This window comes from Pannonibacter sp. XCT-53, from assembly GCF_009915765.1.
Taxonomy (GTDB): domain Bacteria; phylum Pseudomonadota; class Alphaproteobacteria; order Rhizobiales; family Stappiaceae; genus Pannonibacter; species Pannonibacter tanglangensis.
The window spans coordinates 2,170,383-2,195,317 of the sequence record NZ_JAABLQ010000001.1; the positions used below are offsets into that span (position 1 = coordinate 2,170,383).

20 protein-coding genes are annotated in these 24,935 nt (G+C 68.0%); 9 read left to right on the top strand and 11 right to left on the bottom strand.

The window, feature by feature from the left end; all coding sequences use genetic code 11:
* Positions 1–128: 128 nt before the first annotated feature.
* Both scpA and GWI72_RS09650 read right to left on the bottom strand, forming a co-directional pair.
* Positions 129–2,291 carry a methylmalonyl-CoA mutase gene (gene scpA / locus GWI72_RS09645; protein ID WP_161674343.1) on the bottom strand — a complete coding sequence of 721 codons (2,163 nt, stop codon included), beginning with the start codon at positions 2,289–2,291 and terminating at the stop codon, positions 129–131.
* Complete coding sequence (locus tag GWI72_RS09650) at positions 2,288–4,276, bottom strand: methylmalonyl-CoA mutase family protein (RefSeq protein ID WP_161674345.1); 1,989 nt, start codon at positions 4,274–4,276, stop codon at positions 2,288–2,290. Before GWI72_RS09650 ends, scpA begins: the two co-directional genes overlap by 4 nt.
* 412 nt (positions 4,277–4,688) lie before the next feature.
* Here GWI72_RS09650 and GWI72_RS09655 point away from each other — a divergent pair, with 412 nt between their 5' ends.
* Complete coding sequence (locus GWI72_RS09655) at positions 4,689–5,390, top strand: helix-turn-helix transcriptional regulator (RefSeq protein ID WP_161674347.1); 702 nt, start codon at positions 4,689–4,691, stop codon at positions 5,388–5,390.
* A gap of 210 nt (positions 5,391–5,600) precedes the next feature.
* Here the strand turns inward: GWI72_RS09655 and GWI72_RS09660 are convergent, their stop codons facing one another.
* Together GWI72_RS09660 and GWI72_RS09665 are read right to left on the bottom strand one after the other, a co-directional pair.
* Positions 5,601–6,008: a DUF4332 domain-containing protein gene (locus GWI72_RS09660; RefSeq protein WP_161674349.1), complete on the bottom strand. Its 408-nt coding sequence runs from the start codon at positions 6,006–6,008 to the stop codon at positions 5,601–5,603.
* Between the two features lie 51 nt (positions 6,009–6,059).
* A complete protein-coding gene (locus tag GWI72_RS09665; RefSeq protein WP_161708503.1) occupies positions 6,060–6,446 on the bottom strand; it encodes a DUF2780 domain-containing protein in 387 nt (128 codons plus the stop codon).
* A gap of 170 nt (positions 6,447–6,616) precedes the next feature.
* Between GWI72_RS09665 and GWI72_RS09670 the strand changes: the two genes are divergently transcribed.
* The 3 genes from GWI72_RS09670 to panC all read left to right on the top strand — a co-directional run bounded on the left by GWI72_RS09670 (position 6,617) and on the right by panC (position 10,001).
* Positions 6,617–8,167 carry a helicase HerA-like domain-containing protein gene (locus tag GWI72_RS09670; protein ID WP_161674353.1) on the top strand — a complete coding sequence of 517 codons (1,551 nt, stop codon included), beginning with the start codon at positions 6,617–6,619 and terminating at the stop codon, positions 8,165–8,167.
* A gap of 125 nt (positions 8,168–8,292) precedes the next feature.
* Positions 8,293–9,153 (top strand): 3-methyl-2-oxobutanoate hydroxymethyltransferase, encoded by an 861-nt coding sequence (gene panB, locus GWI72_RS09675; protein WP_161708504.1) that lies wholly within the window; start codon positions 8,293–8,295, stop codon positions 9,151–9,153.
* The gene (gene panC, locus GWI72_RS09680; protein ID WP_161674357.1) at positions 9,150–10,001 is read left to right on the top strand and encodes a pantoate--beta-alanine ligase; all 852 of its coding nucleotides are present in this window, start codon (positions 9,150–9,152) and stop codon (positions 9,999–10,001) included. The genes panB and panC overlap by 4 nt, the downstream gene beginning before the upstream one ends.
* A gap of 95 nt (positions 10,002–10,096) precedes the next feature.
* Here panC and GWI72_RS09685 read toward each other — a convergent pair whose 3' ends face one another.
* Positions 10,097–11,479, bottom strand: a complete 1,383-nt coding sequence (locus tag GWI72_RS09685; protein ID WP_161708505.1) for a multicopper oxidase family protein — start codon at positions 11,477–11,479, stop codon at positions 10,097–10,099.
* A 277-nt stretch (positions 11,480–11,756) separates the two neighbouring features.
* On the opposite strand from GWI72_RS09685, the gene GWI72_RS09690 reads away from it, so the two are divergent.
* Both GWI72_RS09690 and GWI72_RS09695 read left to right on the top strand, forming a co-directional pair.
* Positions 11,757–13,145: a dipeptidase gene (locus GWI72_RS09690; RefSeq protein WP_161674360.1), complete on the top strand. Its 1,389-nt coding sequence runs from the start codon at positions 11,757–11,759 to the stop codon at positions 13,143–13,145.
* A gap of 466 nt (positions 13,146–13,611) precedes the next feature.
* A complete protein-coding gene (locus GWI72_RS09695; protein ID WP_161674714.1) occupies positions 13,612–15,288 on the top strand; it encodes an MFS transporter in 1,677 nt (558 codons plus the stop codon).
* 144 nt (positions 15,289–15,432) lie between these two features.
* On the opposite strand, the gene GWI72_RS09700 is transcribed toward GWI72_RS09695, so the two are convergent.
* The gene (locus tag GWI72_RS09700) at positions 15,433–16,830 is read right to left on the bottom strand and encodes a TIGR03808 family TAT-translocated repetitive protein (RefSeq protein ID WP_209000085.1); all 1,398 of its coding nucleotides are present in this window, start codon (positions 16,828–16,830) and stop codon (positions 15,433–15,435) included.
* Between the two features lie 232 nt (positions 16,831–17,062).
* On the opposite strand from GWI72_RS09700, the gene GWI72_RS09705 reads away from it, so the two are divergent.
* A complete protein-coding gene (locus tag GWI72_RS09705) occupies positions 17,063–17,341 on the top strand; it encodes a hypothetical protein (RefSeq protein ID WP_161708506.1) in 279 nt (92 codons plus the stop codon).
* 42 nt (positions 17,342–17,383) lie between these two features.
* Here GWI72_RS09705 and meaB read toward each other — a convergent pair whose 3' ends face one another.
* The 5 genes from meaB to GWI72_RS09730 all read right to left on the bottom strand — a co-directional run bounded on the left by meaB (position 17,384) and on the right by GWI72_RS09730 (position 22,227).
* Positions 17,384–18,388: a methylmalonyl Co-A mutase-associated GTPase MeaB gene (gene meaB, locus GWI72_RS09710; RefSeq protein ID WP_161674364.1), complete on the bottom strand. Its 1,005-nt coding sequence runs from the start codon at positions 18,386–18,388 to the stop codon at positions 17,384–17,386.
* A 54-nt stretch (positions 18,389–18,442) separates the two neighbouring features.
* Complete coding sequence (locus GWI72_RS09715) at positions 18,443–19,054, bottom strand: DUF1131 family protein (protein WP_161674366.1); 612 nt, start codon at positions 19,052–19,054, stop codon at positions 18,443–18,445.
* A gap of 317 nt (positions 19,055–19,371) precedes the next feature.
* The gene (locus GWI72_RS09720) at positions 19,372–19,953 is read right to left on the bottom strand and encodes a TIGR00730 family Rossman fold protein (protein WP_161709145.1); all 582 of its coding nucleotides are present in this window, start codon (positions 19,951–19,953) and stop codon (positions 19,372–19,374) included.
* Between the two features lie 12 nt (positions 19,954–19,965).
* Positions 19,966–21,003 carry an asparaginase gene (locus tag GWI72_RS09725; protein ID WP_161708507.1) on the bottom strand — a complete coding sequence of 346 codons (1,038 nt, stop codon included), beginning with the start codon at positions 21,001–21,003 and terminating at the stop codon, positions 19,966–19,968.
* A gap of 42 nt (positions 21,004–21,045) precedes the next feature.
* Positions 21,046–22,227 (bottom strand): aminotransferase, encoded by a 1,182-nt coding sequence (locus GWI72_RS09730; protein WP_161708508.1) that lies wholly within the window; start codon positions 22,225–22,227, stop codon positions 21,046–21,048.
* A gap of 235 nt (positions 22,228–22,462) precedes the next feature.
* Here GWI72_RS09730 and GWI72_RS09735 point away from each other — a divergent pair, with 235 nt between their 5' ends.
* A complete protein-coding gene (locus GWI72_RS09735) occupies positions 22,463–22,858 on the top strand; it encodes a hypothetical protein (protein ID WP_179956053.1) in 396 nt (131 codons plus the stop codon).
* A gap of 225 nt (positions 22,859–23,083) precedes the next feature.
* A complete protein-coding gene (locus tag GWI72_RS09740; protein ID WP_161708509.1) occupies positions 23,084–24,898 on the top strand; it encodes an adenylate/guanylate cyclase domain-containing protein in 1,815 nt (604 codons plus the stop codon).
* Positions 24,899–24,935: the final 37 nt, after the last annotated feature.

Sequence of the window (24,935 nt, forward strand, 5' to 3'; positions counted from 1 at the left end):
ACCTGTGCCCCGTCCGCAACGTGACCGCGACATGACCGCAGGCCGGATCGCAAGGGCTTGACCGCGGCACAGGACGACTGGTGCCTCCGGTCACTGGCTGCCCTTTCACGCCCAGAGCGGTCTGCCCCTCACGCCGCCGCGCTGCCCTCATAGCCGAGCTTGGCGTTGAGCTTGGCGATCAGGTCGATGGCGGCTTCGGCGATGACCGTGCCGGGGGGGAAGATGGCGGTGGCGCCGGAGGCGTAAAGCGCGTCATAGTCCTGCGGCGGGACGACGCCGCCGACGACGATCATGATGTCCTCGCGCCCTTCCGCGGCGAGCGCCGCCTTCAGCGCCGGCACCAGGGTCAGGTGACCGGCGGCGAGCGAGGAGACGCCGACCACGTGGACGTCGTTTTCCACCGCCTGGCGGGCGGCCTCTTCCGGGGTTGCGAACAGCGGGCCGATGTCGACGTCGAAGCCGAGGTCGGCGAAGGCGGAGGCGATCACCTTCTGGCCGCGGTCATGGCCGTCCTGGCCCATCTTGGCGACCAGGATGCGCGGCCGGCGGCCGTCGTTTTCCTCAAAGCGTTCAACAAGATGCTGCACGCGCGCGACCTTGTCCGACATGGCGCCGGCCTCCCGCTTGTAGACGCCCGAGATCGAGCGGATCTCGGCCTTGTGGCGGCCGAAGACCTGTTCCATGGCGAGGCTGATCTCGCCCACCGTCGCCTTGGCCCGCGCCGCCTTGACCGAGAGGTCGAGCAGGTTGCCGGCGCCCTCGCGGGCGGCCTCGGTGAGGGCGGCAAGGGCCGCCTCGGTCACGGCCGGGTCCCGCTCGGCCCTGAGGCGCTGCAGTTTCTCGATCTGGCGGGCGCGCACTTCGGCGTTGTCGACCTTGAGGACCTCGATCGGCTCCTCGCTGACCGGCTTGAACCTGTTGACGCCGACCACGGTCTGCGCGCCGCTGTCGATCCGCGCCTGGGTCTTGGCGGCGGCCTCCTCGATGCGCAGCTTCGGGATGCCCTTCTCGATGGCCTTGGCCATGCCGCCGAGGCTTTCCACCTCGGCAATATGGGCCAGCGCCTTTTCCGCCAGATCCTGGGTCAGCTTCTCGACATAGAAGGAGCCGCCCCAGGGGTCGATCACGGCGCAGGTGCCGCTTTCCTGCTGCAGGAACAGCTGGGTGTTGCGGGCGATGCGGGCGGAGAAGTCGGTCGGCAGGGCGAGTGCCTCGTCGAGCGCGTTGGTGTGCAGCGACTGGGTGTGGCCCTGCGTGGCTGCCATGGCCTCGATGCAGGTGCGGATGACGTTGTTGTAGACGTCCTGGGCGGTCAGCGACCAGCCGGAGGTCTGCGAATGCGTGCGCAGCGACAGGGACTTGTCGCTCTTCGGTGCGAAGTTCTCCGCCATCAGCTTCGACCAGATCAGCCGCGCCGCGCGCAGCTTGGCGACCTCCATGAAGAAGTTCATGCCGATGGCCCAGAAGAAGGACAGGCGCGGCGCAAACTGGTCGATGTCCATGCCGGCGGCCACACCGGCGCGGGCATATTCGATGCCGTCGGCGATGGTGTAGGCCAGCTCCAGGTCCGCCGTCGCCCCGGCTTCCTGCATGTGATAGCCGGAGATCGAGATCGAATTGAACTTCGGCATGTTCTGCGAAGTATAGGCAAAGATGTCCGAAATGATCCGCATCGAGGGGGCGGGCGGATAGATGTAGGTGTTGCGGACCATGAACTCCTTCAGGATGTCGTTCTGGATCGTTCCTGACAGGAGGTTCTGGGCGACACCCTGTTCTTCGGCCGCCACGATGTAGAGCGCCAGCACCGGCAGCACGGCGCCGTTCATGGTCATGGACACGCTCATCTGGTCCAGCGGAATGCCGGAGAACAGCGTGCGCATGTCGAGGATGCTGTCGATGGCCACGCCCGCCATGCCGACGTCGCCGGCCACGCGCGGGTGGTCGCTGTCATAGCCGCGGTGGGTGGCCAGGTCGAAGGCGACCGACAGGCCCTTCTGCCCGGCTGCCAGATTGCGGCGGTAGAAGGCGTTGGAATCCTCTGCCGTCGAGAAGCCGGCATACTGGCGGATGGTCCAGGGCTGCTGGACATACATGGTCGGATAGGGCCCGCGCAGGAAGGGCGGCAGGCCGGGATAGCTCTCGGGGGCGCCGAGGCCGGCAATCGCATCCGGGCCGATCACCGGGGCCACGTCGATGCCTTCCGGTGTCGTCCAGGTGCGGGCGGCGGCTGCATCGGCCGGACGGGAGACGGCCGGCAGCGGCAGGCGGGAAAAATCGGGAATGCGGCTCATGACGGGCTGCCCTCCGCGGCAGGAGCAGGTGGCACCGGGGCAAGGCCCAGCCTTGCATGAAGCCCGGTGAGAAGGTCGAGGATGTCGCAGCCTTCGTGCAGGAAGATCGAGACCCCGGCGGCGCGCAGGCTGGCCTCCAGGTCGCCCGGCTTGCCGGCAAGGCACAGGGTCTCGGCGCCGGCCTCCGCCAGCTGCCGCGCCGCCTCGGCGGCACTTTCACCATAGATCCGGTCGGAGGAGACCAGGCAGGCGACGCGGGTGCCGCTTGCCCGGAAGGCGGCGACAAGGGCCGGGAGGTCGGCCACTTCCTCGCCACCGGGCGTGCGCAGGCCACCCGCCTCGAAGACGTTCTTGGTCCAGGTCGCGCGGGCCGTGAACTGGGCCAGCGGACCGATGGTGGCAAGGAACACGGCCGCCTTCGCCGGATCGGCCACCGCCGCCGCCTCGCGCAGCTTCTCGTAGGGTTCCGCCACGCGGTAGACCGGCAACGTGGCGATGCGCAGCGGCTCGACCGGCGGGCGGGAGGCCGTGATGTCGATCAGGCTCGCGCCCCGCTTCAGGGCCTCGGTCACCGCGCTCAGCTGCTCGCCCCGGCCCGGCACCGGCAGGCCGAAGGGATGCCGGGCCGGGAAGACGTCGTCGGTTTCCACCGCCAGCACCCGGACGGGGGCCTCCGCGATGTTGGGGAAGGCGCTCACGCCGGTCAGCGGCAGCCGCCGGGTTGCGATCTTGCGGTCGCGGGCAAGGCGCGCCTCGCGGATCAGTTGCTGCGGCCGGCCCTCGGTCAGGCCCTGCAGCAGTCCGCCGCCGGCCTCGATCTGCTGGAAAAGGCTCCAGGCGGCGGCGGCCAGTTCCTCCGTCCGCGCCTCGATGGCGCCGGAGCCGGCGCCCGGGTCGGCGACCCGGTGCAGGTTGCTTTCCTCGATCAGGATGGCCTGGGTGTTGCGCGCCACGCGCCGGGCAAAGGCATCCGGCAGCCCGAGCGCCTGGGTGAAGGGCAGCACCGTGACGCTGTCGGCGCCGCCGATGCCGGCGGCAAAGGCGGCGACCGTGCCGCGCAGCATGTTCACGTAAGGGTCGACGCGGGTCATCATCCGCCACGAGGTTTCCATGTGCAGCCTGGCCGGGATCTGCGGCAGGCCGGCGCCCTCCAGCAGGCCGGCCCAGAGCCGGCGCAGCGCGCGCGCCTTGGCAATGGTGCCGAACTGGTCGGCTTCCGCCACGAGTGTCACGCCGACCAGCTGCGGCAGGCGGTCCCAGGGCACGCCGGCGGCCTCGAGGTCGCGGAAATAGGTGAGGATGGCGGCCAGGGTGAAGGCCAGCTCCTGGACTGCCGTGGCCCCGCGGTCGTGCCAGAGCCGGCCGTCGCCGTTGAGGATCGGGGCGGCGATGCCGCGGTCGCTGCAGAAGCCGACGATGTCCAGCATCCGGCGACGCAGCATCGGGATCTCGCTGCGCAGGACGCCGGTGTGGACCAGCTTGCCGATGTAGTCGCTGTTGGAGACCAGGTTCAGGCGCGAGGGGTCAAGCCCGCGCTGCTCGGCGAGCGCGACCAGCAGGGCGAGCGCCGAGGAGGTCTCGTAGCCGCCGTCGAGCCGGATCTCGATCAGGTCGAGGAGGACCGTGTCGAACAGCCGGGCAAAGGCCTCGATGTCCTGTCCGGCAACGCCGAAGCCACGGGCGTGGGACGAGGAGGCCAGCACCAGCTCGATGCCGTCCGCGCCCCCCTCGAGGTCCTGCAGCATGAGCTCGTTGGCGGCAGCCGCATCCGGATGGTCGATGCGCTGGATGATGCGCCAGGGCGCGCCGACCGCCCGGCCGGCCTGGGGGCTGGCATCCCGACGGGGGGCATAGAGGGGCGAGATGGCCAGACCGTCCTCCGTGCGGGAGGTCAGCCGGTCCCGGGGGGCGCCCTTCAGCGCCTTGTCGACGGCCTCGAGCCAGCGGCCTTCGTCGGCCGCAAAGTCAGACTGTTGATGTGCCACTTCGTCCGCTCCTTGCACTGCCCCGTTATTCCACCGGCCCTCTCCTGGCGCAAGTTAGGCGAAAGGGGGGACTTCCCGCTGCGGTTATGCGGCACAACTTTTTGGCGTAACGATGCAATTTATCGAATTGTGACATACAAAACCGGAAAATTGGCGGGATTTGGCAACAGTCTGGGACATAATACGGTTGGTATTTTTATGGTTTATGGGCTAGAAGAGAAATTGCCGCAACGGCAAGCCTCGTAGTTCCAAAGGGTCACTCCCGAGGAACGGGGCCCCGGACCGAAGCAGCCGCCCATCACAACAACACGGCGCCGCGGTTCGTGACCTCAACGGGGTCAGCCTGCTTCCCTCGGGAGGCAACAACAACACGAGCAGCCCTGAGCTGCCGAGAAAAAATGGATGTGCACACATGTTGGATGAAGCTGAACTCAGCACGCAGTTGCGTACCATTTCCGAGGCCGGATCCGCCCAGCTGGTCCTCGATGTCCTTGAATCCAACCTGCGCCGCATTGGTGCGACGCATGTTCTCATCACCGGCCTGCCCATGCCCAAGCGCACGATCGACAGTCTCGTGCAGCGCATCCGCTGGGCCGACACCCGCTCCGGCACGCATGAGAATGTTTCCCTGAGCGCCAATGACAGCGCCCTGTTCCTCGGTCTGGCCTCCAACCGCGCCTCCGTCTGGACGGTCACCGCCGGCGACATGGAACACTCGCGCCTGCTGGCTGCCGTCGGCGAAGGGGCCCAGGTGGTGATCATTCCCGTGACCGAGCTTCATCCCTTCCAGGCCTTTGTCTATTGCGCCGGCACCAGCCTCAAGACCGACAAGTGCACGCTTGCCGCGCTCGAGGTCCTGACCGACGCCGCATTTGCAAAGCTGCAGGACATGGGCGTCGTCACCGCCCAGCGTCCGGGCGCCCTGTCGATCCGCGAAAGGAAGGTTCTCGAACTGACCGCCTTCGGCAAGACGGCCAGCGAGATCGCCGAACTGCTCGACATTTCGCAGCGGACGGTTCACGCCCACCTGCAGAATGCCAGCGTCAAGCTCAACGCCACGAACAAGACCCACACGGTCGTCGAGGCGCTGCGCTACGGCCAGATCCGCGTCTGAAAGCGCGGTCGGGTCCGCCCATATCCTTATGGCCTGCGGCTCGCCGCAGGCCTTTTTTGATTGAGATTTTGGGTCAGGGCGAGGGGCCGGGACCGCAGACACGGACGCCCGCGCAAGCCTCCGCTCCGTCCGGATGGGCTGGTCCTGGCCACCCAGAAAAAAGGGCCCGCGGTGCCGCGAGCCCGGGTCGGAGTGCTGTGTGCAGCCTGATCAGTAGCTCATGATCGCCGGAAGCGCCTTGGCTTCCTCGACCCACTTCTCGACCATCTTTTCCGAGGGCACCTGACGGACCAGTTTCCTGGCCTCGTTCACTTCGGCCATCTTTGCGGCCAGGTTGGCCGGGACGCGGTGCTTGAGTTCCTTGACCGTGTCGACGCCGGCGGCTTCCAGCAGCTCGGAATACTCTTCCGCGACGCCCTTGATCCGCATCAGGTCGGACATGTTGGCCCATTTCAGGATGCGGCTGCCGTCGATGCCGGTCTCTTCCGCCAGGGCCTTGCGCCCCTTGGGATCCTTGGCGCGGTCGAGCAGGTCGTCCGTCGTCTTGATTCCAACGCCGTGAAGCTTCTCGGCATAGACCTTGCCGATCCCCTCGATGTCACTCACCGGATAGGCCATTCCCATTCTCCCTTGTGGCTGAAGCCCTGACCTCGGCTGGCAGATTAGCGGTCACACCAGCTGATTCAATCCCGGAATGCGGGCGATCGCCGCATTTACGACCTCTTCGCCAGCCTGTTCGCGGGCAAAGCCGACGATCTCGCGGGCAACGGTCTTCACCTGCTCCAGATCGAGCCCGGCGTTGGAGAGCTCGTTCAGCGTCGCCATTGCGCCCATGCTGCCGCCCATCATGCCGGCGATGGAGCCGAACAGGCCGCCGGCCTGCTGCTGGCCTTCCGCCATGATGGCCTCTGCGCCGGGCAAGGCCGCCATGATCTGCGGCACGAGGTCCTGCGGACCATCCTTGGCGAGAAACCGCAGGATGATGCCGATGGCCGTGCGGGCCGTCTCCTCACCAAGCCCGGCGGCCGTCATGATGCGCGCTACGAGTTCTTCCATCCTGGTCTCCTGAAGCTTTCGACGTCGTGCTATGTCACGTGTGAAGCAGCTGGCCTTGTCTATACACACGAGGCAGATCGCACGTCGATGACAGCTTTGCCAGCGGGGGCTGGTGGCTTATCAGTTGAGGCAGCGATTTTTGCTGCGGGGACTTTCCGGGAGAACGGGATTTGAGCGAGAGCATTTTCATCGGCGGCAGCGGCAAGGACGAGGTGCTGAGCCTGAAGCTGGCCAACCGCCACGGCCTGATCACCGGGGCCACCGGCACCGGCAAGACCGTCACCCTGCAGATCCTGGCCGAAGGCTTTTCCAGGGCGGGCGTACCCGTGTTCTGTGCCGACGTGAAGGGCGACCTGTCCGGCATCGCCATGCCGGGTGACCCGAAGGACTTCCTGCTGAAACGCGCCGAACAGATCGGCATTGCCGACAGCTATGACTTCGAGGGCTTCCCGGCGGTGTTCTGGGACCTGTTCGGCGAGCAGGGGCATCCGCTGCGCGCCACCGTCTCCGAGATCGGGCCGCTGCTGCTCGCCCGCATGCTGGATCTCAACGACACCCAGGAAGGCGTGCTCAACATCGCCTTCGAGCTGGCCGATGACGAGGGCCTGCTGCTGCTGGATCTCAAGGACCTGCGGGCGATGATCGCCCATGTGGGCGAGCGGGCGCAGGAGCTGTCGAAGGTCTATGGCAACGTCTCGGCCGCCTCGGTCGGCGCGATCCAGCGGGCACTGCTGGTGCTGGAGCGCGAGGGCGCGGACCAGTTCTTCGGCGAGCCGGCCCTGGACATTTCCGACTTCGCCCGCACGACGCGCGACGGGCTCGGGATCGTCAACATCCTGGCGGCCGACAAGCTGATGCACTCGCCGCGGCTCTACGCCACCTTCCTGCTCTGGATGCTGTCGGAGCTGTTCGAGGAGCTGCCCGAGGTCGGCGATCCGGAGAAGCCGAAGCTGGTGTTCTTCTTCGACGAGGCACATCTGCTCTTCACCGAAGCCCCCAAGGCCTTGCTGCAGAAGGTGGAGCAGGTGGTCCGCCTGATCCGCTCCAAGGGCGTTGGCGTCTATTTCGTCACGCAGAACCCGCTCGACGTGCCGGAAACGGTGCTGGCGCAGCTTGGCAACCGGGTGCAGCACGCCCTGCGTGCCTTCACGCCCCGCGACCAGAAGGCGGTGCGGGCGGCGGCCGAGACGTTCCGGCCCAATCCGGATCTCGACACGGCGCAGGTGATCACCGAGCTGGGCGTCGGCGAGGCGCTGGTGTCGACGCTGGAGGGCAAGGGCATCCCGACCGTCGTGCAGCGGACGCTGATCCGCCCGCCCTCCTCGCGGATGGGGCCGGTGACGGCATCGGAACGGCGCGATTGCATCGAATCGAGCCCGCTCTTCGGTCTTTACGAGCGCAGCCGTGACCGGGAGTCCGCCTACGAGGTGCTCCTGGAGCGCGCGCGCAAGCAGCAGGAGCGCGAGGAGGGCGAGCGTGGACGCGAGGCCGACGAGGAAGCCCGCGGCGGCACGCGGCGCACCCGCAGCGGCTTCCAGGTGCCGGATTTCGGCCGCGACGACACGCGCGGCCCCGCCCGCGAGCCCGCACGGCGCCCCCGGGCGTCCAGCCGCGACAGCGTGGTGGAGGCCGGCATGAAGTCGGCCGCGCGCAGTCTGGGCTCGTCGCTCGGCCGGGCCTTGGTGCGCGGGGTTCTGGGCTCGCTGAAACGCGGCTTCTGAGCCGGACCATGAGCCGGCAGACCTAGCCGGCTCACTGTTGCGCGGCGCACAAGCATCTTCGCATTTGCGAGAATTTGTGCAACATCCTCTTCCGGGCGCGGCAGGTCGCCCGGGAGGAACAGACCATGAGTGCATCGGCTTCCGTGAAGTCCGTGACACCGCCGATGGTGGAACGGCGCAAGGGCGGCACCCCGCTCGTATGCCTGACGGCCTACACGACCCCCGTGGCGGCCATCGCCGACCGGCATTGCGACATCATCCTCGTCGGCGACAGCGTCGGCATGGTGCTGCATGGCCTGCCGTCGACGCTCGGCGTGACGCTCGAGATGATGATCCTGCATGGCAAGGCGGTGCGACGCGGCGTGGAGAAGGCGCTGCTGGTCGTCGACATGCCCTTCGGCACCTATGAGGAAAGCCCGGAGCAGGCCTTCCGCAATGCCGCCCGGCTGGTGGCGGAGACCGGCTGCGCGGCGGTGAAGCTGGAAGGCGGCGTGACCATGGCCGAGACCATCCGCTTCCTGACCCGGCGCGGCATCCCGGTGATGGCGCATGTCGGGCTGACGCCGCAGGCGGTCAACAGCTTCGGCGGCTACAAGGTGCAAGGGCGCGGCGAGGACGGCGAACGCATTGTCGCCGACGCCCGTGCGGTGGCGGAAGCCGGTGCCTTTTCCGTCGTGCTCGAGAAGGTGCCCGATGCCCTCGCCCGGCGCATCACGGCCGAAGTTCCCATTCCGACCATCGGCATCGGCGCGTCTGCGGCCTGCGACGGTCAGGTGCTCGTCATCGACGACATGCTGGGCATGTTCACGGCCTTCCGGCCGAAGTTCGTCAAGCGCTATGCCGAACTCGGCCATTCGGCCGAAGCGGCCGTGGCGGCCTATGCCGAGGACGTGCGCACCCGGGCCTTCCCGGCAGCCGACCATGTCTTCGGCGACGGGGCGGACATGTCGAGCCTGATCACCCCCAAGGCGGAAGGTGCCGAATGACGGCGACGCTGCACAGCCGGGCGGAGCTGCGGGCGCAGGTCCGGACCTGGCACCGGGACGGTTTGCGGATCGGCGTCGTGCCGACCATGGGCGCGCTGCACGAGGGCCATCTGGCCCTGGTGCGCCGGGCGCTGGCCGAGACCGACCGGGTGATCGTGACGATCTTCGTCAACCCGAAGCAGTTCAACAACGCCAGCGACCTGTCGACCTACCCGCGCACGCTGGACGCGGACACGGCCAGCCTGACGCCGCTCGGCACCCATGTGGTCTATGCGCCGGGGGTGGACGAGATCTATCCGGCCGGCTTTGCCACCAATGTCTCGGTGAGCGGGGTGAGCGAGGGCCTGTGCGGGGCGCACCGTCCCGGGCATTTCGACGGTGTTGCCACCGTCGTTGCCAAGCTGCTGCTGCAGACCGGAGCCGACAAGGCCTATTTCGGCGAAAAGGACTTCCAGCAGTTGCAGGTCGTGCGCAGGCTGGTGGCAGACCTCGACATTCCGGTCGAGATCGTCCCCTGCCCGACCGTGCGCGAGGCCGATGGCCTTGCCATGTCCTCGCGCAACGTTCGGCTGTCGCCGGAAGACCGGGCCGTGGCGCCGCGGCTTGCGGCCATCCTGACCCGGACCGCCGGGGCGCTGGCGGGCGGCGGGGCAGCCGCACCGCTCCTGGCTGCGGCAACCGCCGACATCCTGGCGGCCGGCTTTTCCGAGGTCGAGTATCTGGAGCTGCGCGCGGAAGATGGGCTCGGCCCGCTGGAGCAGGCCGACCGTCCGGCCCGGCTTCTGGTCGCCGCCTGGCTCGGCGGTGTGCGCCTCATCGACAATGTCGCGGTGCGACCGCAGGCGTGAGCCCTTCCGTCAGGTGCCCCACGTCCCGGGCCTGATGTCTGTGGCCTGAGTCCTCTGGCCTGACATCTTTGGCCAGACATTTCGGGCCCGACATCTCAGGCAACACGCAGATAGCCGGTCAGGCCGGTCTTCTGGTGCTCGATGACATGGCAATGGAAGGCCCAGTTGCCGGGATTGTCAGCGACGAGGGCCACCTCCATCGTCTCCTGTGACAGGAGCAGGGCCGTATCCGTGACCAGCGGCGGCAGGGCGCGCCGGTTGGAGCGCAGCAGGCGGAAGCTCAGGCCGTGCAGGTGGATGGGATGAGCGTTCGGCGTCTCGTTGCGCAGGCGCAGGATGTAGGACCCGCCGAGCCGCAGCGTGGCCAGCGGATCCATCGGCCCCGGCGTATCACCGTCCCAGGCCACCCGGTTGATTGACCAGAAGCTCTTGCCGAGCGAGCCGCAGATGCCGCTGGCCGCCCCGTCCCCCTCCGGCGACCAGCCGAAGACGAAGTCCAGCGTTTCGGCCCGGGAAAGGTCAGGCCCGGCAACCGGATTGGCCGGCAAGGGCGCAAGCTCGGCCAGCGCGCGCCCGAGGCTGCGTCCGGTGGCGCGGAACCGGGCCATCAGCCGGGGGCCCCGGTCGGTCCGCAGCGTCAGCGTGACCTCCTGGCCCTCGGTGTCCGGGATGCGCAGCGCCACGTCGGCGCGCTGGCCGGGGGCAAGCATCAACCCGGCGGCCGGCAGCGGATCGGCGAGGGGATGCGAATCAAGGGCAATCACCCGGCTCTCGCCGCCCTCCAGATCATAGGTGCCTACCCGCGTCATGTCGGTCATGACCAGGCGCAACCGGACGAGACCGCCGGCCGGCAGGTCATGCAGGGGCTCCGTCTGCCAGTTGACCGTCGACTGGGTTCCAAGCGTCCCGCCCCGGGCGGCATTGCGCAGGCGATAGAACTCGACGAACTGGCCATCCGCGCCCAGGCGGAAGTCGCGGATGTTGAGCGGCAGGTCGACGTCAAAGCCGGGATCCTCGGCCTCATCGACGATCAGGAGGCCCGTCAGCCCGCGCGCCATCTGCTCCAGCGTGTTGCAGTGGGGGTGATACCAGAAGGTGCCGGCATCGGGAGAGGTCAGCGTGTAGCGGAAACGCTGGCCGGGCTCGATCGGGGCCTGCGTGAGATAGGGAACGCCGTCCATCGCATTGGCAAGGCGCAGGCCGTGCCAGTGCACGACCGTGGCCTCCCGGAGCCGGTTGACCACATCCACCACATAGGGTTGCCCCTGTCGCAGCCGCAGCACGGGCGGCGGGCCCCGGTCACCGAAGGTCATCATGCCCCCGGTCACGACATCCGGCCGCAGCGCATGGGCGGTTTCGGTGACGGGCAGCAGCAGATCGGCGGCCTGGGCACGGGCCCCTGCATAGCCACCGACCGCGACGGCGGCCAGCGTGGCGGCGCCGCCGGTCAGGATGTCGCGCCGGGACAGGGTCAACATGGCTCGTTCCTTCAGCTTTGCACTCATCCTAGCAGGGTGCCCCGATGACGCAATTTTCTTCGCCGAGACAAATTGCCCGGGGGATTTCTCCCCGGTCCCCCGCGCATCGGGAAGGAAACTGCAGCGGATCAGCCGTCCAACACGCTTGCCCCGTTCCGCCATTGGCGGCATTCTGCCGGCCAGTCGGGGCGGACCTCGCCCCCTGCCCTGCCCTGTCCCCAACGCCCGACCGGGACGCCCCCCGGGCAGGGTTCTCTCAAAGCCCAGGAGCTTTCCGTTGAGCCAGATCGACAAGGTTCTCGCCCGCATTGACGCGGACCTCGACAACGCGCTTGCCCGCCTGTTCGACCTCATCAAGATCCGCAGCATCTCGACCGATCCGGCCTACAAGGCCGACTGCCGCCAGGCCGCCGAATGGCTGGCCAGGGAACTGACCTCGATCGGCATCGAGGCGAGCGTGCGCGACACCGCCGGCCACCCGATGGTCGTCGGCCACCGCAAGTCCGGCAAGCCCGGCCCGCATGTGCTGTTCTACGGCCATTATGACGTCCAGCCGGTCGATCCGCTGAACCTGTGGGAGACCGATCCGTTCGAGCCGCGCCTGGTCACCCGCGCCGATGGCTCGAAGATGATCGTCGCCCGTGGCTCGGCCGACGACAAGGGCCAGCTGATGACCTTCGTCGAGGCGGCCCGCGCCTATATCGCCGAGACCGGCGATCTTCCCGTGGACGTGACGGTCCTGTTCGAGGGCGAGGAAGAATCCGGCTCGCCGTCGCTGCACCCGTTCCTCAATGCCAACAAGGATGAGCTGACCTGCGACCTGGCGCTCGTCTGCGACACCAGCATGTGGGACAAGGACACGCCCGCGATCTCGATCATGCTGCGCGGCATGGTCGGCGACGAGATCATCGTCAGGGCCGCCAACCGCGACCTGCATTCGGGCAGCTATGGCGGCTCGGCACAGAACCCGAACCACATCGTCGCCGGCATCATCGCCGGCCTGCATGACGAGACCGGCCGCATCACGCTGCCGGGCTTCTATGACGGTGTGCAGGACCTGCCGGAGAGCCTTGCGAAGATGTGGGCGGAGCTGGGCTTCTCCGTCGAGGACTACCTTGGCGAGATCGGGCTGAAGTATCCGCGCGGCGAAAAGGGCCGCCTGCCGCTGGAACACATCTGGACCCGTCCGACCGCCGAAGTGAACGGCATGTGGGGCGGCTACCAGGGTCCGGGCTCCAAGACCGTGATCCCGGCCGAGGCCCATGCGAAGTTCACCTTCCGCCTCGTCGGCGAGCAGGATCCGGAGAAGATCCGCGCCTCCTTCCGCGCCTATGTCCAGTCCAGGATCCCGGCCGACTGCACCGTCGAGTTCCTGGCCAAGGACGGCAGCCCGGCGCTGTCGCTCGACCCGACGATGCCGGCGGTGGCCAAGGGCCAGGCGGCACTCGAAGCGGAATGGGGCAAGCCGGCGGCGCTCATCGGCATGGGCGGCTCGATCCCGATCGTCGGCGACTTCAAGCGCATGCTCGGCATGGATTCGCTGCTGATCGGCTTCGGTCTGGAGGACGACCGCATCCACTCGCCCAACGAGAAGTACGAGCTGCGCAGCTTCCACAAGGGCATCCGCTCCTGGGCCCGCGTGCTCGCGGAACTCGCCAAGGGCTGACGCTCTCCGGCGTCCGACGACCGCGATTGCGCCCGCCCTGCCCGGTTCAAGGTCCACCGGGCGGGGCCTGCCCGGGGCGCGGGGGGCTCGCAGCCAGCCTCCAGACCCCGTCCGTTCGGCCAGCGGCCCCTCATGGCAAGACACCGGCGCCGTCAGGCGCAGCGCAGCAGTGCCGCCGACTCAGGCACGCAAGCGGCAATCGCCTCCCGCCAACGGTGCCATCTAGCAAAAAGTCTTACAACCAACTGCTCGCCTGCGGCAGGACCCAATCCTGATACGATGCCTCATTCCTGTTGGATCAGGGTGGCCCTGGGAACGCCACCTCGCCCGGCAGGTATCGCATGACGCCCGCGGTTCCGGTTGCGACACAGACCTTCCAGGACCTTGCGTGGCGTCGAGGGCGAATTGGGAGGAAAACATGACCGACACAGCGCATATGGGGCGCGCAACGACCGCGCGTCGCCCCATGACAAAGGAAGAGAAAAAAGTCATTCTCGCCTCATCGGCGGGCACGATCTTCGAGTGGTACGACTTCTATCTGTACGGATCGCTTGCGGCGATCATCGGGGCGCAGTTCTTCTCGTCCTTCCCCGAAGCAACACGGAACGTCTTCGCCCTGCTGGCCTTCGCGGCCGGCTTTCTTGTTCGTCCGTTCGGTGCGCTGGTGTTCGGTCGCCTCGGTGACCTCGTCGGCCGCAAGTACACGTTCCTTGTGACCATCCTGATCATGGGCATCTCCACCTTCGTGGTGGGCCTGTTGCCCAGCTACGAAACCATCGGCTGGGTCGCCCCGGTCGTTCTCATCCTTTTGCGCATGGCACAGGGGCTTGCGCTGGGTGGTGAGTACGGCGGCGCGGTCGTTTATGTGGCCGAACATGCACCGCATGGCCGGCGCGGCTACTACACCAGCTGGATCCAGACCACGGCGACGCTCGGCCTGCTGCTCTCGCTCCTCGTCATCCTGTCGGTCCGCCTGTGGGTCGGCGAAGATGCGTTCCGTGCCTGGGGCTGGCGCATTCCGTTCCTGCTGTCGATCTTCCTGCTCGGCATCTCGCTCTACATCCGTCTCCAGATGGAAGAGAGCCCTGCCTTCAAGCGCATGAAGGAAGAAGGCACGCAGTCGAAGGCCCCGATCTCGGAAGCCTTCGGCCAGTGGAAGAACGCCAAGTTCGCCGTCATCGCGCTGCTCGGTCTCGTCGCCGGCCAGGCCGTTGTCTGGTACACGGGCCAGTTCTACGCCCTGTTCTTCCTGCAGACGATCCTGCGCGTCGACATGTTTACCGCAAACATCCTGATCGCGTGGGCCCTGATCCTCGGTACCGGCGGCTTCGTGATCTTCGGCTCGCTGTCGGACCGCATCGGGCGCAAGCCGATCATCCTCGCCGGTTGCCTGCTCGCGGCACTGACCTACTTCCCCGTCTTCAACTTCATCACCGAGACGGCGAACCCGAAGCTGCATGCCGCGCAGCAGAACACCCTCGTGACCATCACGGCCGACCAGAACGACTGCTCGTTCCAGTTCAACCCGACCGGCACGTCAAAGTTCACGAGCTCCTGTGACGTGGCCAAGGCCCTGCTCGCCCGGAACTCGGTCAACTACTCGGTGAATTACGTCAGCGGCGCGGTTCCGGCCAAGATCGCCATCGGCACGGTCGAAGTGGCGTCCTATGATGCAGCAACGGTCCCGGCAGACCAGGTCAAGGCGACCTCGGAAGCCTTCACCAAGTCCGTCAATGACGCGCTCGGTGCCGCAGGCTACCCGATGGCGGGGCAGCCGAACCCGGATATCGTGAAGGTGGAAGGCTTCTTCGACATCTTCGCGGCACAGGAAATCAAGCTGATCCTTGTGCTGACCTACCTCGTGATCCTCGTGACCATGGTCTACGGCCCGATCGCGGCGGCCCTCGTGGAGCTGTTCCCGACCCGCATCCGCTACACCGGCATGTCGCTGCCGTACCACATCGGTAACGGCTGGTTCGGTGGTCTGATGCCGGCAACCGCCTTTGCGATGATCGCCCAGACCGGCGACGTGTACTACGGCCTGTGGTATCCGATCGTGATTGCAGTCGGCACCTTCATCATCGGCCTGCTGTTCGTGCCCGAGAACAAGGACAAGGACATCTTCAACGACAAGGCAACCTGAGCCCTTGCTGACCTCAGGGTCCGGAGGCCACTGGCGGGATCGCCAGTGGCCTTTTTCTTTGGCCCGACCCGCCTGCAAGCCGGGCATCCGGAGCAGCAGCACGGCAGGGCGGAACTCGCAGACGGACAGGCGCTGAACCGGCGGTCAGCCGGAGGCCGGGCGCACGACATTCCCTGAAATCGTCAGGTGGGCCGGTGCTGCGGCGCCGCCTGCGAGATCGTCCGTCACGGCTTCCTGCCAGCGATAGCCCCTGATGGCCGCCTCCCTGTAGCCGGAGAGGATATTGCCGCGGATGAGGGTCGTGCCGGCCCCTTCGACGGCGCTGACCGAGACGGCCACGCCGCTGTCACGCACCACATTGTCGGCAATGATCACATCGCGCAGGTAAGGTCCCCAGCCGGCCATGATGCCGTATTTCGGCGCACCCTCGACGACATTGCCCGAGACGGTCGTGTCCGCCTCGACATAGATGCCGATGCCGAAGCCGGCGCCGCCGCTGCCGTCATAGGGTCCGGTCGCCGACAGGTTGCGCACCAGGTTGCCCGAGACGACGGCCATGCGGCCGCCGCTCATGAAATTGGCGACCGAAATGCCGATCGTGGCGCCGTCGACGATGTTGTCCGCGATCACGGCGCCCTCGAACTCGAACTCGCTGTAGATCCCGGTCTCGCCCGACCGCAGACAGGAGTTGGCGATGATCTGGACATTCGAGGCCGTGTTGGCGCGGATGGCCGAGAAGGCACAGTCCGTCACCCGGTTGCCGGTGATCATCACGCCGGCAGCGCGGAAGATGTTGATGCCATTGCCGTTCTGCCCCGTGCCGCCGGCGCGGGCGGCAATCCGTTCGATCCGGTTGCCCCGGATCAGCGTGCCGTCCTCCGCCTTGGTCCAGCGCATGACCATCAGGCCGGCGTTGGCGCAGTCCGTGATGACGTTTTCGGCAAAGACCAGTCCACGCCCCTCGACCGAGCGAATGCCGGCCTCGGCCGCCCCCGAGACGAGACAGCGCTCCACCTGGCCGGCGCAGCGATCCAGCGCCAGCCCGGAACGGCTGGATCCGGTGATCTCGCAATTGACGAGGCTGAGGTGATCGACATCGAGGAAGTGCAGGAGGCCGAAGGCATGCTCGTTGATCAGCTTGTTGGCCCCGTCGAAGACGACGCCGTCCAGCCCGATGCGCGCCGCGCCCTCGGCCGTGGCCAGCAGGCCGCCGCCGCCCTGATAGACCAGTCGCGTGCGGCCGGGCACACCGACGATCAGCGTTCCGGACGGCAGCCGGAGATTGGCAACCGGATAGGTCCCGGCGGGCAGGAACAGCGCCCGGCCCTTCTCGACCGCCCGGTTGATGGCACGCTGCATCTGCGCGCTCTGGTCATCGGTGCGGTCCGGCATGACGCCGAGATCGGCCGCATCGATGGTGCCGCGCAGGTCGGCGATGCGCGTCTGTGCCGCGGCCGCCGTGCCGGAAAGGCACAGGGCCGCTCCCAGCAGGAAGCTGCGGCGGGTCAGGAAGGGCAAGGGCGGGCGCGCCTCGGTCCGCATGGGGCTGGCTTTCCGTGTCAAAGGGGCACAGATGCCCCGGCCTTTGCCGGTGTCCAGCAAGTGCCGTGCCGGTTGATCCGGCTCAAGGCGCCGCTGTCATGAAACCGTCATCCTGAGCGCATGGCCTGCGCCTGACGCGGCTGCAGATGGCCCCAACGAGCGGTCATCGGTCCTTGGCCGTCAGGCAGCGGCCGGCCGGCAGCAGGGCCGTGGCGGAGGATGGGAGAGAGAGATGATCAGCCTGATCGACTGCATTGCCCTCAGCGGGCTCGACGAGGCGGAGGTGCGGGCTCTGGCGGAACACGAACATCTGCCCGACATCGCAGCCGCCGCGCTCGGCGCCTATCTGCTGCATCTGCCGCACGGTCCGGAACGGGTGCAGCGGATGATCGAGGAGGACATCCGGGCTGCACTGGAGCGCGGTGACCGCGCGCACGCGCGCGACCTGTTCATGGCCCTGAGGCACTTCCTCAAGGAGCATGGCCCGCAGGGGGCCCGGCGACACGCCTGAGACACCCGCGACGACGGGAACCGTCCGCCCCCCGTCCTCTGGTCACAGGCCCATCAGCTCGGCGATGTCCTCGACCGCGACCGAGGCAGGCACCCGGCCGGCCCGAACCTCGCTCTCGAAAGTCCGGATGCGGGCGGCGCGGTCGGGATCGCGGGTCAGGGCTTCCATCAATCGCTGCTGCAGCATGTCCCACATCCAGGCCACCTGCTGTCCGGCGCGGCGTTCGCCCCATTCGCCGGTCGCCTGCATCTTCGCCCGGTGCAGCTCCACCTGCGCCCACATGGCGTCGAGCCCCTCGTTGGCAAGGCCGGAGATGGTGACGACGGGCGGCGACCAGGTGGGCGAGCGCGGACTGAGGATATGCAGGGCACTGCGGTAGTCGGACGCGGCCGCGCGCGCCCGCATGGCGCCCTCGCCGTCGGCCTTGTTGACCGCGATGAGGTCGGCAATCTCCAGTACGCCCTTCTTGATGCCCTGCAACTCGTCGCCGGCGCCGGGCAGCATCAGCACGAGGAAGAAGTCGACCATCTCGGCCACGGTCGTCTCCGACTGACCGATGCCGACGGTCTCCACGAGAATGACGTCGAAGCCGGCCGCCTCGCAAAGCAGCATGGTCTCGCGCGTCTTGGCCGCCACGCCCCCGAGCGTGCCGGCGGACGGGGACGGACGGATGAAGGCCCGGGGATCGACCGCAAGCTGGGCCATGCGGGTCTTGTCGCCGAGGATCGAACCGCCGGTCCGTGTGGAGGACGGATCGACGGCGAGGACGGCGACGCGGTGGCCGGCTGCGGTGAGATTGCTGCCGAGCGTGTCGATGGTGGTGGACTTGCCGACGCCCGGAACGCCGGTGATGCCGACGCGGTGCGCGCGCCCGGTGTGGGGCATGAGGCGGGTCAGCAGCTGCCTCGCCAGATCACGGTGCTCGCGCTTGCGCGATTCGACCAGGGTGATCGCGCGGGCAAGCATGGCCCGGTTGCCGGCCAGGATGCCGTCATGCAGCAGATCGGGATCAAGGGTCGGGCCTGGGGCGGCGGACGGCGCGGTCATGCCCGAAGGCTTAGCGCATTCGGCTGCGGCCGTCATCCCGGCCAAAGGAGGGGCTCAGCCGGCCGGCGTCCAGAGAATGCGCTGGATGGCCGCGCCGCGCAGCAGGGCATCTGCCGGCAGCTGGTCCCATGGGCCGGTGAACTGCGGGATCGCATAGACGAGCTGGACATTGGGCACGCCGCGGGCGGAACAGATCGCCATGCCGCGCCACAGCTCCTGGCCCACGCGGCAGTCCGACCGGCGGGTGCCGACCTCCGCGAAGGTCATGCCGATGCGCTCGCCGTTGGGTCCGGCCAGATGATGGGTGACGCCATGCACCGTGCGCACGCGGCCGTCGCTGCCCTTGAACACCTGCAGCACCTGGAACCCATCCGAATTGAAGGCGCCGATCGCGTTTTCCGTCGTCATCTCGACGGCCGTCTGGATGCTGTCGGTGGTGAAGCCCGGCAACGCGGCCTGGATGGCCTTGGCCGAATAGGGCGTTGTCGCGTTGATCCCGCCGACGCCCTGCCCGGTGATCTGGACCAGCGTCACGTTCGACGTGCGCACGGACGCCGGCACCGCAGGCGTCACGGACGAGGTGGTCTCGACATATTCCGTCGTCTGGGAACAGGCAGCCGCGAGGAAGGCCAGGCCAGCAAGGGCAAAGACGGACGAGATACGCATGGGCAAGACAACTCCGGACACTGACTGGGGCCTGCCGCCCGGGCGTCCGAGCTTAGCCAGCACCGACCTGACAGGCAATTGGGGCGCGGCTGCGGCAGCCGGGGTTCCCCTGCGCGCCACCTTCGTCTCACAGGGTTAATGCAAGGTTTCCGCGCCGGCCATAACCGGCCCCGCTTGCCGGTGATCCGGACCATGCCGGGCCAGGCTGCCCTGCGCGGCGCCCGGCACGACCTGGCGGGAACGCGGGCGTCGTCCGGTCTCGATATGTCAGGTCCCGACAGGTCAGGTCTGGTCCGGACTGGTCTGGTCTGGTCAGCTCAGGTCTGGCCGCGCCCGATCCACTTGCCCGTGGCCGGGGGCACATAGGCGGCACAGGCCGACAGCAAGGCCTCAGGCGTATCAGCCACCTGCAGCATCGCGCGCATCGCCGGCTTGACGAAGCCCCTGTCGACCTGCGTGTCGAGGAAACTGATCAGGCCGTCATAGAAGCCGCCGGTGTTCAGAAGGCCGAAGGCCTTGGCGTGATAGCCAAGCTGGCCCCAGGTCCAGACCTCGAAGATTTCCTCCATCGTGCCGGTGCCGCCGGGCAACGTGAAGAACGCATCGGACAGCTCGGCGAACAGTGCCTTGCGCTCATGCATCGAGCGCACGACATGCAGCTCGCTCAGGCCCTTGTGCTCCAGTTCCTTGGCCTTGAGTGCCTCCGGCAGCACGCCGACAACCCGGCCGCCGGCGGCCAGCGCCCCGTCGGCCACCGCGCCCATCAGCCCGACGCTGGCCCCGCCATAGACAAGCGTCAGACCGGCCTCGGCCAGCACCTGCCCCGTCTCCCGCGCAGCCGCCTCATAGGCAGGATCGGTCCCGAAGCTCGAGCCGCAAAACACACAGACTGACTTGATCATGATGTGCTCTCAGATGCTGACGCTGGCGGCGCGCCTGAGGTCCGTCAGGAAGTCGCTGGTCGGGCGGATGACGCCGGCCTTGACGTCGAGACGGGTCTTGATCGCCGGCTGGGTCAGATCCTCCAGCAGCGCCTTTTCGGCATCATTGAGGTCGAGGAAGGCTTCCAGGATTGAGGCCATCATGACTTCCGAGGCGCGCGAGGCGCCGTCGTCGCATTTCAGTGCGATGCCGAGGCCCAGTTCCGGGATCGCGGCACAGAAGACCCCCTCCGCGCCGGTCTTGACGAAGACGCGGCGGCGGAACCCGGCCATGGCGCGGGTGCAGAAGCGATCCGTGCCGGCGACCATGTAGGCATTGTCGACGCAGGCATCATAGAGCCGGCGCGCGGCCTCGGCGCGCAAGGGCTCCAGGTTCTCGCCAGTGCCGAAGGCGGCAAAGGCGCGGGCGAACCCGTCCAGCGGCGTGGCAAAGGTCGGGATGGCGCAGCCGTCGATGCCGCAGATGTCCGGTGTCAGCGTGTCGCCGGTCAGGGTTTCGAGCACCGCCTTGATCTCCTGCTGCACAGGATGGTCCGGCAGAACATAGCCGCGCGTCGGGGCGCCCAGCACCTTGGCAAGGCCGAGGAAGCCGGCGTGCTTGCCGGAGCAGTTGTTGTGCAGGGCGCAAGGCGTCTCGCCGGCACGCACCAGATCGGCCACGTCCTCGACGCGCGAGGGCCACTGCGGCCCGCACTCCAGCGCGTCTTCCTCCAGGCCGGCCTTGATCAGCATGACGCGGGCCGCGTTGACGTGGCGCTCCTCGCCGTTGTGCGACGAGCAGGCCAGCGCCAGTTCCGCCGCATCATAGTCGAGCGCGTCGGCTGCCCCGGACTCGACCAGCGGCAGCGCCTGCAGGGCCTTGATCGCCGAGCGCGGGAACACGCGCCGCCCCGTGTCGCCGATCCGCAGCACCGGTGCGCCATTGGCGTCGAAGATGGCAATGGCTCCGCGATGGCGGCTTTCCACCACATCGCCTCGGGTCACTTCGACAAGAACGGGATTGCTCATGAAACCTCGCAGGAGATGGTCAGCGCGGGCAGCGCGGGACGGTCAGGCGTTGCTGACAGCCAGGGCCGGGCGAAGCCAGGTTCCCAGACGGTCAAGTGCCTCGGTCAGGATCTCGTCCCGCTTGCAGAAGCAGAAGCGGATGTAGTTGGTCGGCGCGTCGGCGATGTAGAAGGCCGAGACCGGGATGGCGACCACGCCGGCCTCCGTCACCATGCGCTTGCAGATGTCCACGTCGCGGCCCTCGAGACCGAGCGGGGTGATGTCGCAGGTGAGGAAATAGGTGCCCTCGCACGGCAGCACGCCGAACCCGAGACGGGACAGGCCCTTGGCGAGCAGGTCGCGCTTGGCCTGCAGCTCCGCCGAGAGGCTGTTGAAATAGGCGTCGTCCTTGCGCAGGCCATGGGCCACCGCCTTCTGCAGGTTGGGCGGCGTCGTGAAGGTCACGTACTGGTGCGCCTTGGCGATCGGGTCGAGCAGCTTCGGCGCGCCGGTGACATACCCGATCTTCCAGCCGGTGAGCGAAAAGGTCTTGCCGGCAGACCCGACGCGCACGGTGCGCTCGCGCATGCCGGGGAAGCTCATCAAGGGGCGGTGCACGGAGCCGTCGAACAGCAGATGCTCGTAGACCTCGTCGCAGATCGCATAGACATCATGCTCGACGCAGAGTTCGGCGATCCGGGCAAGCTCGGCCTCGGTGAACACCTTGCCGGCCGGGTTCATCGGGTTGTTCAGCAGGATGACCTTGGTGTTCTCGGTGAAGGCGCGCTCGAGGGCGTCCAGATCGAGGCTCCAGGTCGGGGGCGTGACGCGCACGCGCACGGGGATGCCGCCGGTGCGGCGGACGATCGGCAGGTAGCTGTCATAGAGCGGTTCGATCAGGATGACCTCGTCGCCCGGCTCGACCAGCGCCAGGATGCAGTCCGTCAGCGCCTCGGTCGCGCCGGAGGTGACCATGACCTCGCTCGCCCAGTCGACGTCCAGGCCGTAGAAGCGCCTGTTGGCCTCCGCGACGGCCTGGCGCAGGTCCGGCAGTCCCATCATCGGCGGATACTGGTTGGGTCCGTCGACCAGCGCCTCGGCGGCGACCCGGCGCACGTCTTCCGGCCCGTCCACGTCGGGGAAGCCCTGACCCAGATTGATCGCGCCATGCTCGCGCGCCAGCCGCGACATGGTCTCGAAGATCGTGGTCTCAAGCCCGGTGAACACCGGATTGGTCGGCTTCATGCAGCACCCTCCCGCCTTGCACGGCCGCGGACTCATCTCTGCGGCCACCCCTTCCTCGCAAGCGGTTTTAGACGGGAGCAGCGATGCCGTCGAGGGGGATGGGGCATCGAAGCCGCTGTCGGCGTTAGCGGCTCCGCAAACTTCTTCGTGCAGTCTGCCATCACATTGCCCTGATCGGGGTGTGCAATGGGATGGTATCGCCGGTTGTATCGGCCGGTGCTTCGGAGACGAAGTCATGGTGAAGAGTTTTGCGAACGCCCTCGTGCTGCGCCGGACCGGAGCGGCAGCACTGGCGGGCGTGATGGCGCTGAGCATGCTCGCGGTGTCGGCGCCGCAGGCGGAAGCCCGCGACGGGCGCAACACGGCGCTTGCGGCCGGCGCGGCCGTGGGCCTTGCGGCGGGTGCGCTGCTGGGCGCGGCCGCTGCCAACAGCGGTCCGGACTACATCGCGCCGCCCCCGGCCTACTACCCGCCCCCGCCGCCCTACCCGGTCTATGGCGGGCCGGTCTATGGCGGGCCGGTCTATTACGCACCGCCCCCGGTGCCGCGCTGCTACATGTCGCCGATCCAGCGCTGGGATCCCTATGTGGGCCAGTATGTGGTCGTCGGCCACCAGCAGATGTGCAACTGATCACCCTTGATGTGACACCAGACCTGAAGCCCGCGTCCGCGCGGGCTTTTTTCGTTCCCGGGCCCCCACGCGGCGGCCCTCACGCGTTGAACCCACGCAGCGACCCCACGCGGCGACAAAGAGTTCCACCCCTTTTTTGCCTTGGGACCCGCTCCTGTCGCTTGTGACGGCAGGGCCTTCGCCTCTAGGATCAGCGCACTTTCCGCATCTGGCTCCGGATCCCGCTTGTCCTTTCGCCTGACCCCCACGCTTGCGACCGTCATCGGCCTGTTCGTCCTGCTCACGGCCGCGCTGATCCTGTTCATCGAGACCCGGGCCTCGCGCGCGGTCGTGACCGAGATGGGCAGCCAGATGGTCGATCTCGGCATGGATGCGTTCGAGCGCCGCCTGTCGGCGCAGGTGGAGGCCATCCGCGAGCAGACCCAGTTCGTCGCCCGGGCGCTCAAGGGCGGCGGGTTCGATCCGGCCGATGACCGCGCCCTCGCCTCCTTTGCCTATGGCGCACTGGCCGCCACCCCGCAGGCCTATTCGGTCCAGGTGCTGAGGGCGACAGGCACGGGTGTCGAGGTCGAGCGCGGCGACGCCAGCGGCGTCTATCCCCTTGTCACCGTCGATGCGGCGGCAGATCCGGCCGCTGCCGACCTGATCGCGCTCGCCCAGATCACCCGCGATCCGTTCTGGCTCCCGATCAGCCACGACGCGGCCCGCAGCCGCACGGCGATGACCTTCGTCGTGCCGGCCTGGTCCGGCGAGCGGTTCCTCGGCGTTGCGGCCGTGTCGGTGTCGATCGCGCGCCTGTCGGTGATCGCCCGCGAGCTGTCCGCCAACGGCATGACCGTTTTCCTGCTGCACGGGCTGAGCGAGCTTCTGGCCCATCCCGCCTTCGAGGGCGTGCCGGCGGGGGTCACGGCGGACAACGATCTGGTCGATGTGGCGGCTGCGCCCGATGTGCTGCTGCGGGACCTTGCCAACCTGCCCGCGGCCGACCCGCGCCGCTTCCGGCTCGGCGAGGCGCATGCGATGTTCGAGGCCGCCGACAGCGACGGCGGTCGCCATTATGTCGTGCTGGAGCGCACGGCGACGCAGATCGACGGCCTGCCGATCATCGTCGGCGCGCATTTTCCGGCGCGTGTTCTGGAACAGCCTCTCGACCGGCTCACCCTCGCGGCCCTGCTCGGGCTCGGTGTGCTCATGGCCGCGCTTGTCGGCAGTGCCATCCTTGCGCGCGGCATTGCCCGGCCGGTGCGGCGCGCGGCCGAGGGCGCGCGGGCGGTGGCGCGGCTGGAGCTGGACGGCCTGCCGCCGCTGCCCGACAGCCGCATCGTCGAGCTGAAGGACCTTGCCCAGGGGTTCAACGCCATGGTCGCGGGCCTGCGCGCCTTCCTGCGCTATGTGCCGCGCAGCCTGGTGCTGCGGCTGCTGGCGAGCGGGGAAGCCGGCCAGCCCCCCGAGGAGCGGCACGTGGCCGTGCTGTTCACGGACATCGTCGGCTTCACGCCCGTGAGCGAAGGCATGACGGCGGGGGAGACGGCTGCCTTCCTCAACGAGCATCTGACCCTCGTCGGTGCCACCATCGACCGGCATGGCGGCACGATCGACAAGTACATCGGCGACAGCGTCATGGCCTTCTGGGGGGCGCCGGACGCCATTGCCGCGCCGGGTGGTCAGGCGGCGCTGGCCGCCCTCGACATCGCCCGGGCCATCGGCCTCGACAACCGCCGGCGCGTGGCGGAGGGCCTGAGCCCCGTGCGGATCCGCATCGGCCTGCATGTGGGCCCGCTCGTTGTCGGCGACATCGGCGCGCCGCAGCGGGTCAACTACACGGTCATCGGCGACACCGTGAACGTGGCCTCACGGCTGGAAACGCTCGGCCGCGAGATCGACCCGGAGGCCGAGGCCATCATCCTGGCCTCGGCGCAGGTGGCGGCGGAACTGCCGGCCGGCTGCGCCTCGGTCCCGCTGGGCAGTCACCGGGTCAAGGGCAAGGGACTGCCGGTCGATGTCATCCGCCTGCTCGTCTCGGCTTCGGACCGGTCGTGAGGTCCGCGCCCGCGACCGGCCCTCGCCTGCAGCTGCG

Bases quoted from the DNA above. Each gene is read 5' to 3' on its own strand.
- scpA (WP_161674343.1), bottom strand. From the start codon at position 2,291: ATGAGCCGCATTCCCGATTTTTCCCGCCTGCCGCTGCCGGCCGTCTCC.
- GWI72_RS09655 (WP_161674347.1), top strand. From the start codon at position 4,689: ATGTTGGATGAAGCTGAACTCAGCACGCAGTTGCGTACCATTTCCGAG.
- GWI72_RS09660 (WP_161674349.1), bottom strand. From the start codon at position 6,008: ATGGCCTATCCGGTGAGTGACATCGAGGGGATCGGCAAGGTCTATGCC.
- GWI72_RS09665 (WP_161708503.1), bottom strand. From the start codon at position 6,446: ATGGAAGAACTCGTAGCGCGCATCATGACGGCCGCCGGGCTTGGTGAG.
- panB (WP_161708504.1), top strand. From the start codon at position 8,293: ATGAGTGCATCGGCTTCCGTGAAGTCCGTGACACCGCCGATGGTGGAA.
- panC (WP_161674357.1), top strand. From the start codon at position 9,150: ATGACGGCGACGCTGCACAGCCGGGCGGAGCTGCGGGCGCAGGTCCGG.
- GWI72_RS09685 (WP_161708505.1), bottom strand. From the start codon at position 11,479: ATGTTGACCCTGTCCCGGCGCGACATCCTGACCGGCGGCGCCGCCACG.
- GWI72_RS09695 (WP_161674714.1), top strand. From the start codon at position 13,612: ATGACAAAGGAAGAGAAAAAAGTCATTCTCGCCTCATCGGCGGGCACG.
- GWI72_RS09700 (WP_209000085.1), bottom strand. From the start codon at position 16,830: ATGCGGACCGAGGCGCGCCCGCCCTTGCCCTTCCTGACCCGCCGCAGC.
- GWI72_RS09705 (WP_161708506.1), top strand. From the start codon at position 17,063: ATGATCAGCCTGATCGACTGCATTGCCCTCAGCGGGCTCGACGAGGCG.
- meaB (WP_161674364.1), bottom strand. From the start codon at position 18,388: ATGACCGCGCCGTCCGCCGCCCCAGGCCCGACCCTTGATCCCGATCTG.
- GWI72_RS09715 (WP_161674366.1), bottom strand. From the start codon at position 19,054: ATGCGTATCTCGTCCGTCTTTGCCCTTGCTGGCCTGGCCTTCCTCGCG.
- GWI72_RS09725 (WP_161708507.1), bottom strand. From the start codon at position 21,003: ATGAGCAATCCCGTTCTTGTCGAAGTGACCCGAGGCGATGTGGTGGAA.
- GWI72_RS09730 (WP_161708508.1), bottom strand. From the start codon at position 22,227: ATGAAGCCGACCAATCCGGTGTTCACCGGGCTTGAGACCACGATCTTC.
- GWI72_RS09735 (WP_179956053.1), top strand. From the start codon at position 22,463: ATGGTGAAGAGTTTTGCGAACGCCCTCGTGCTGCGCCGGACCGGAGCG.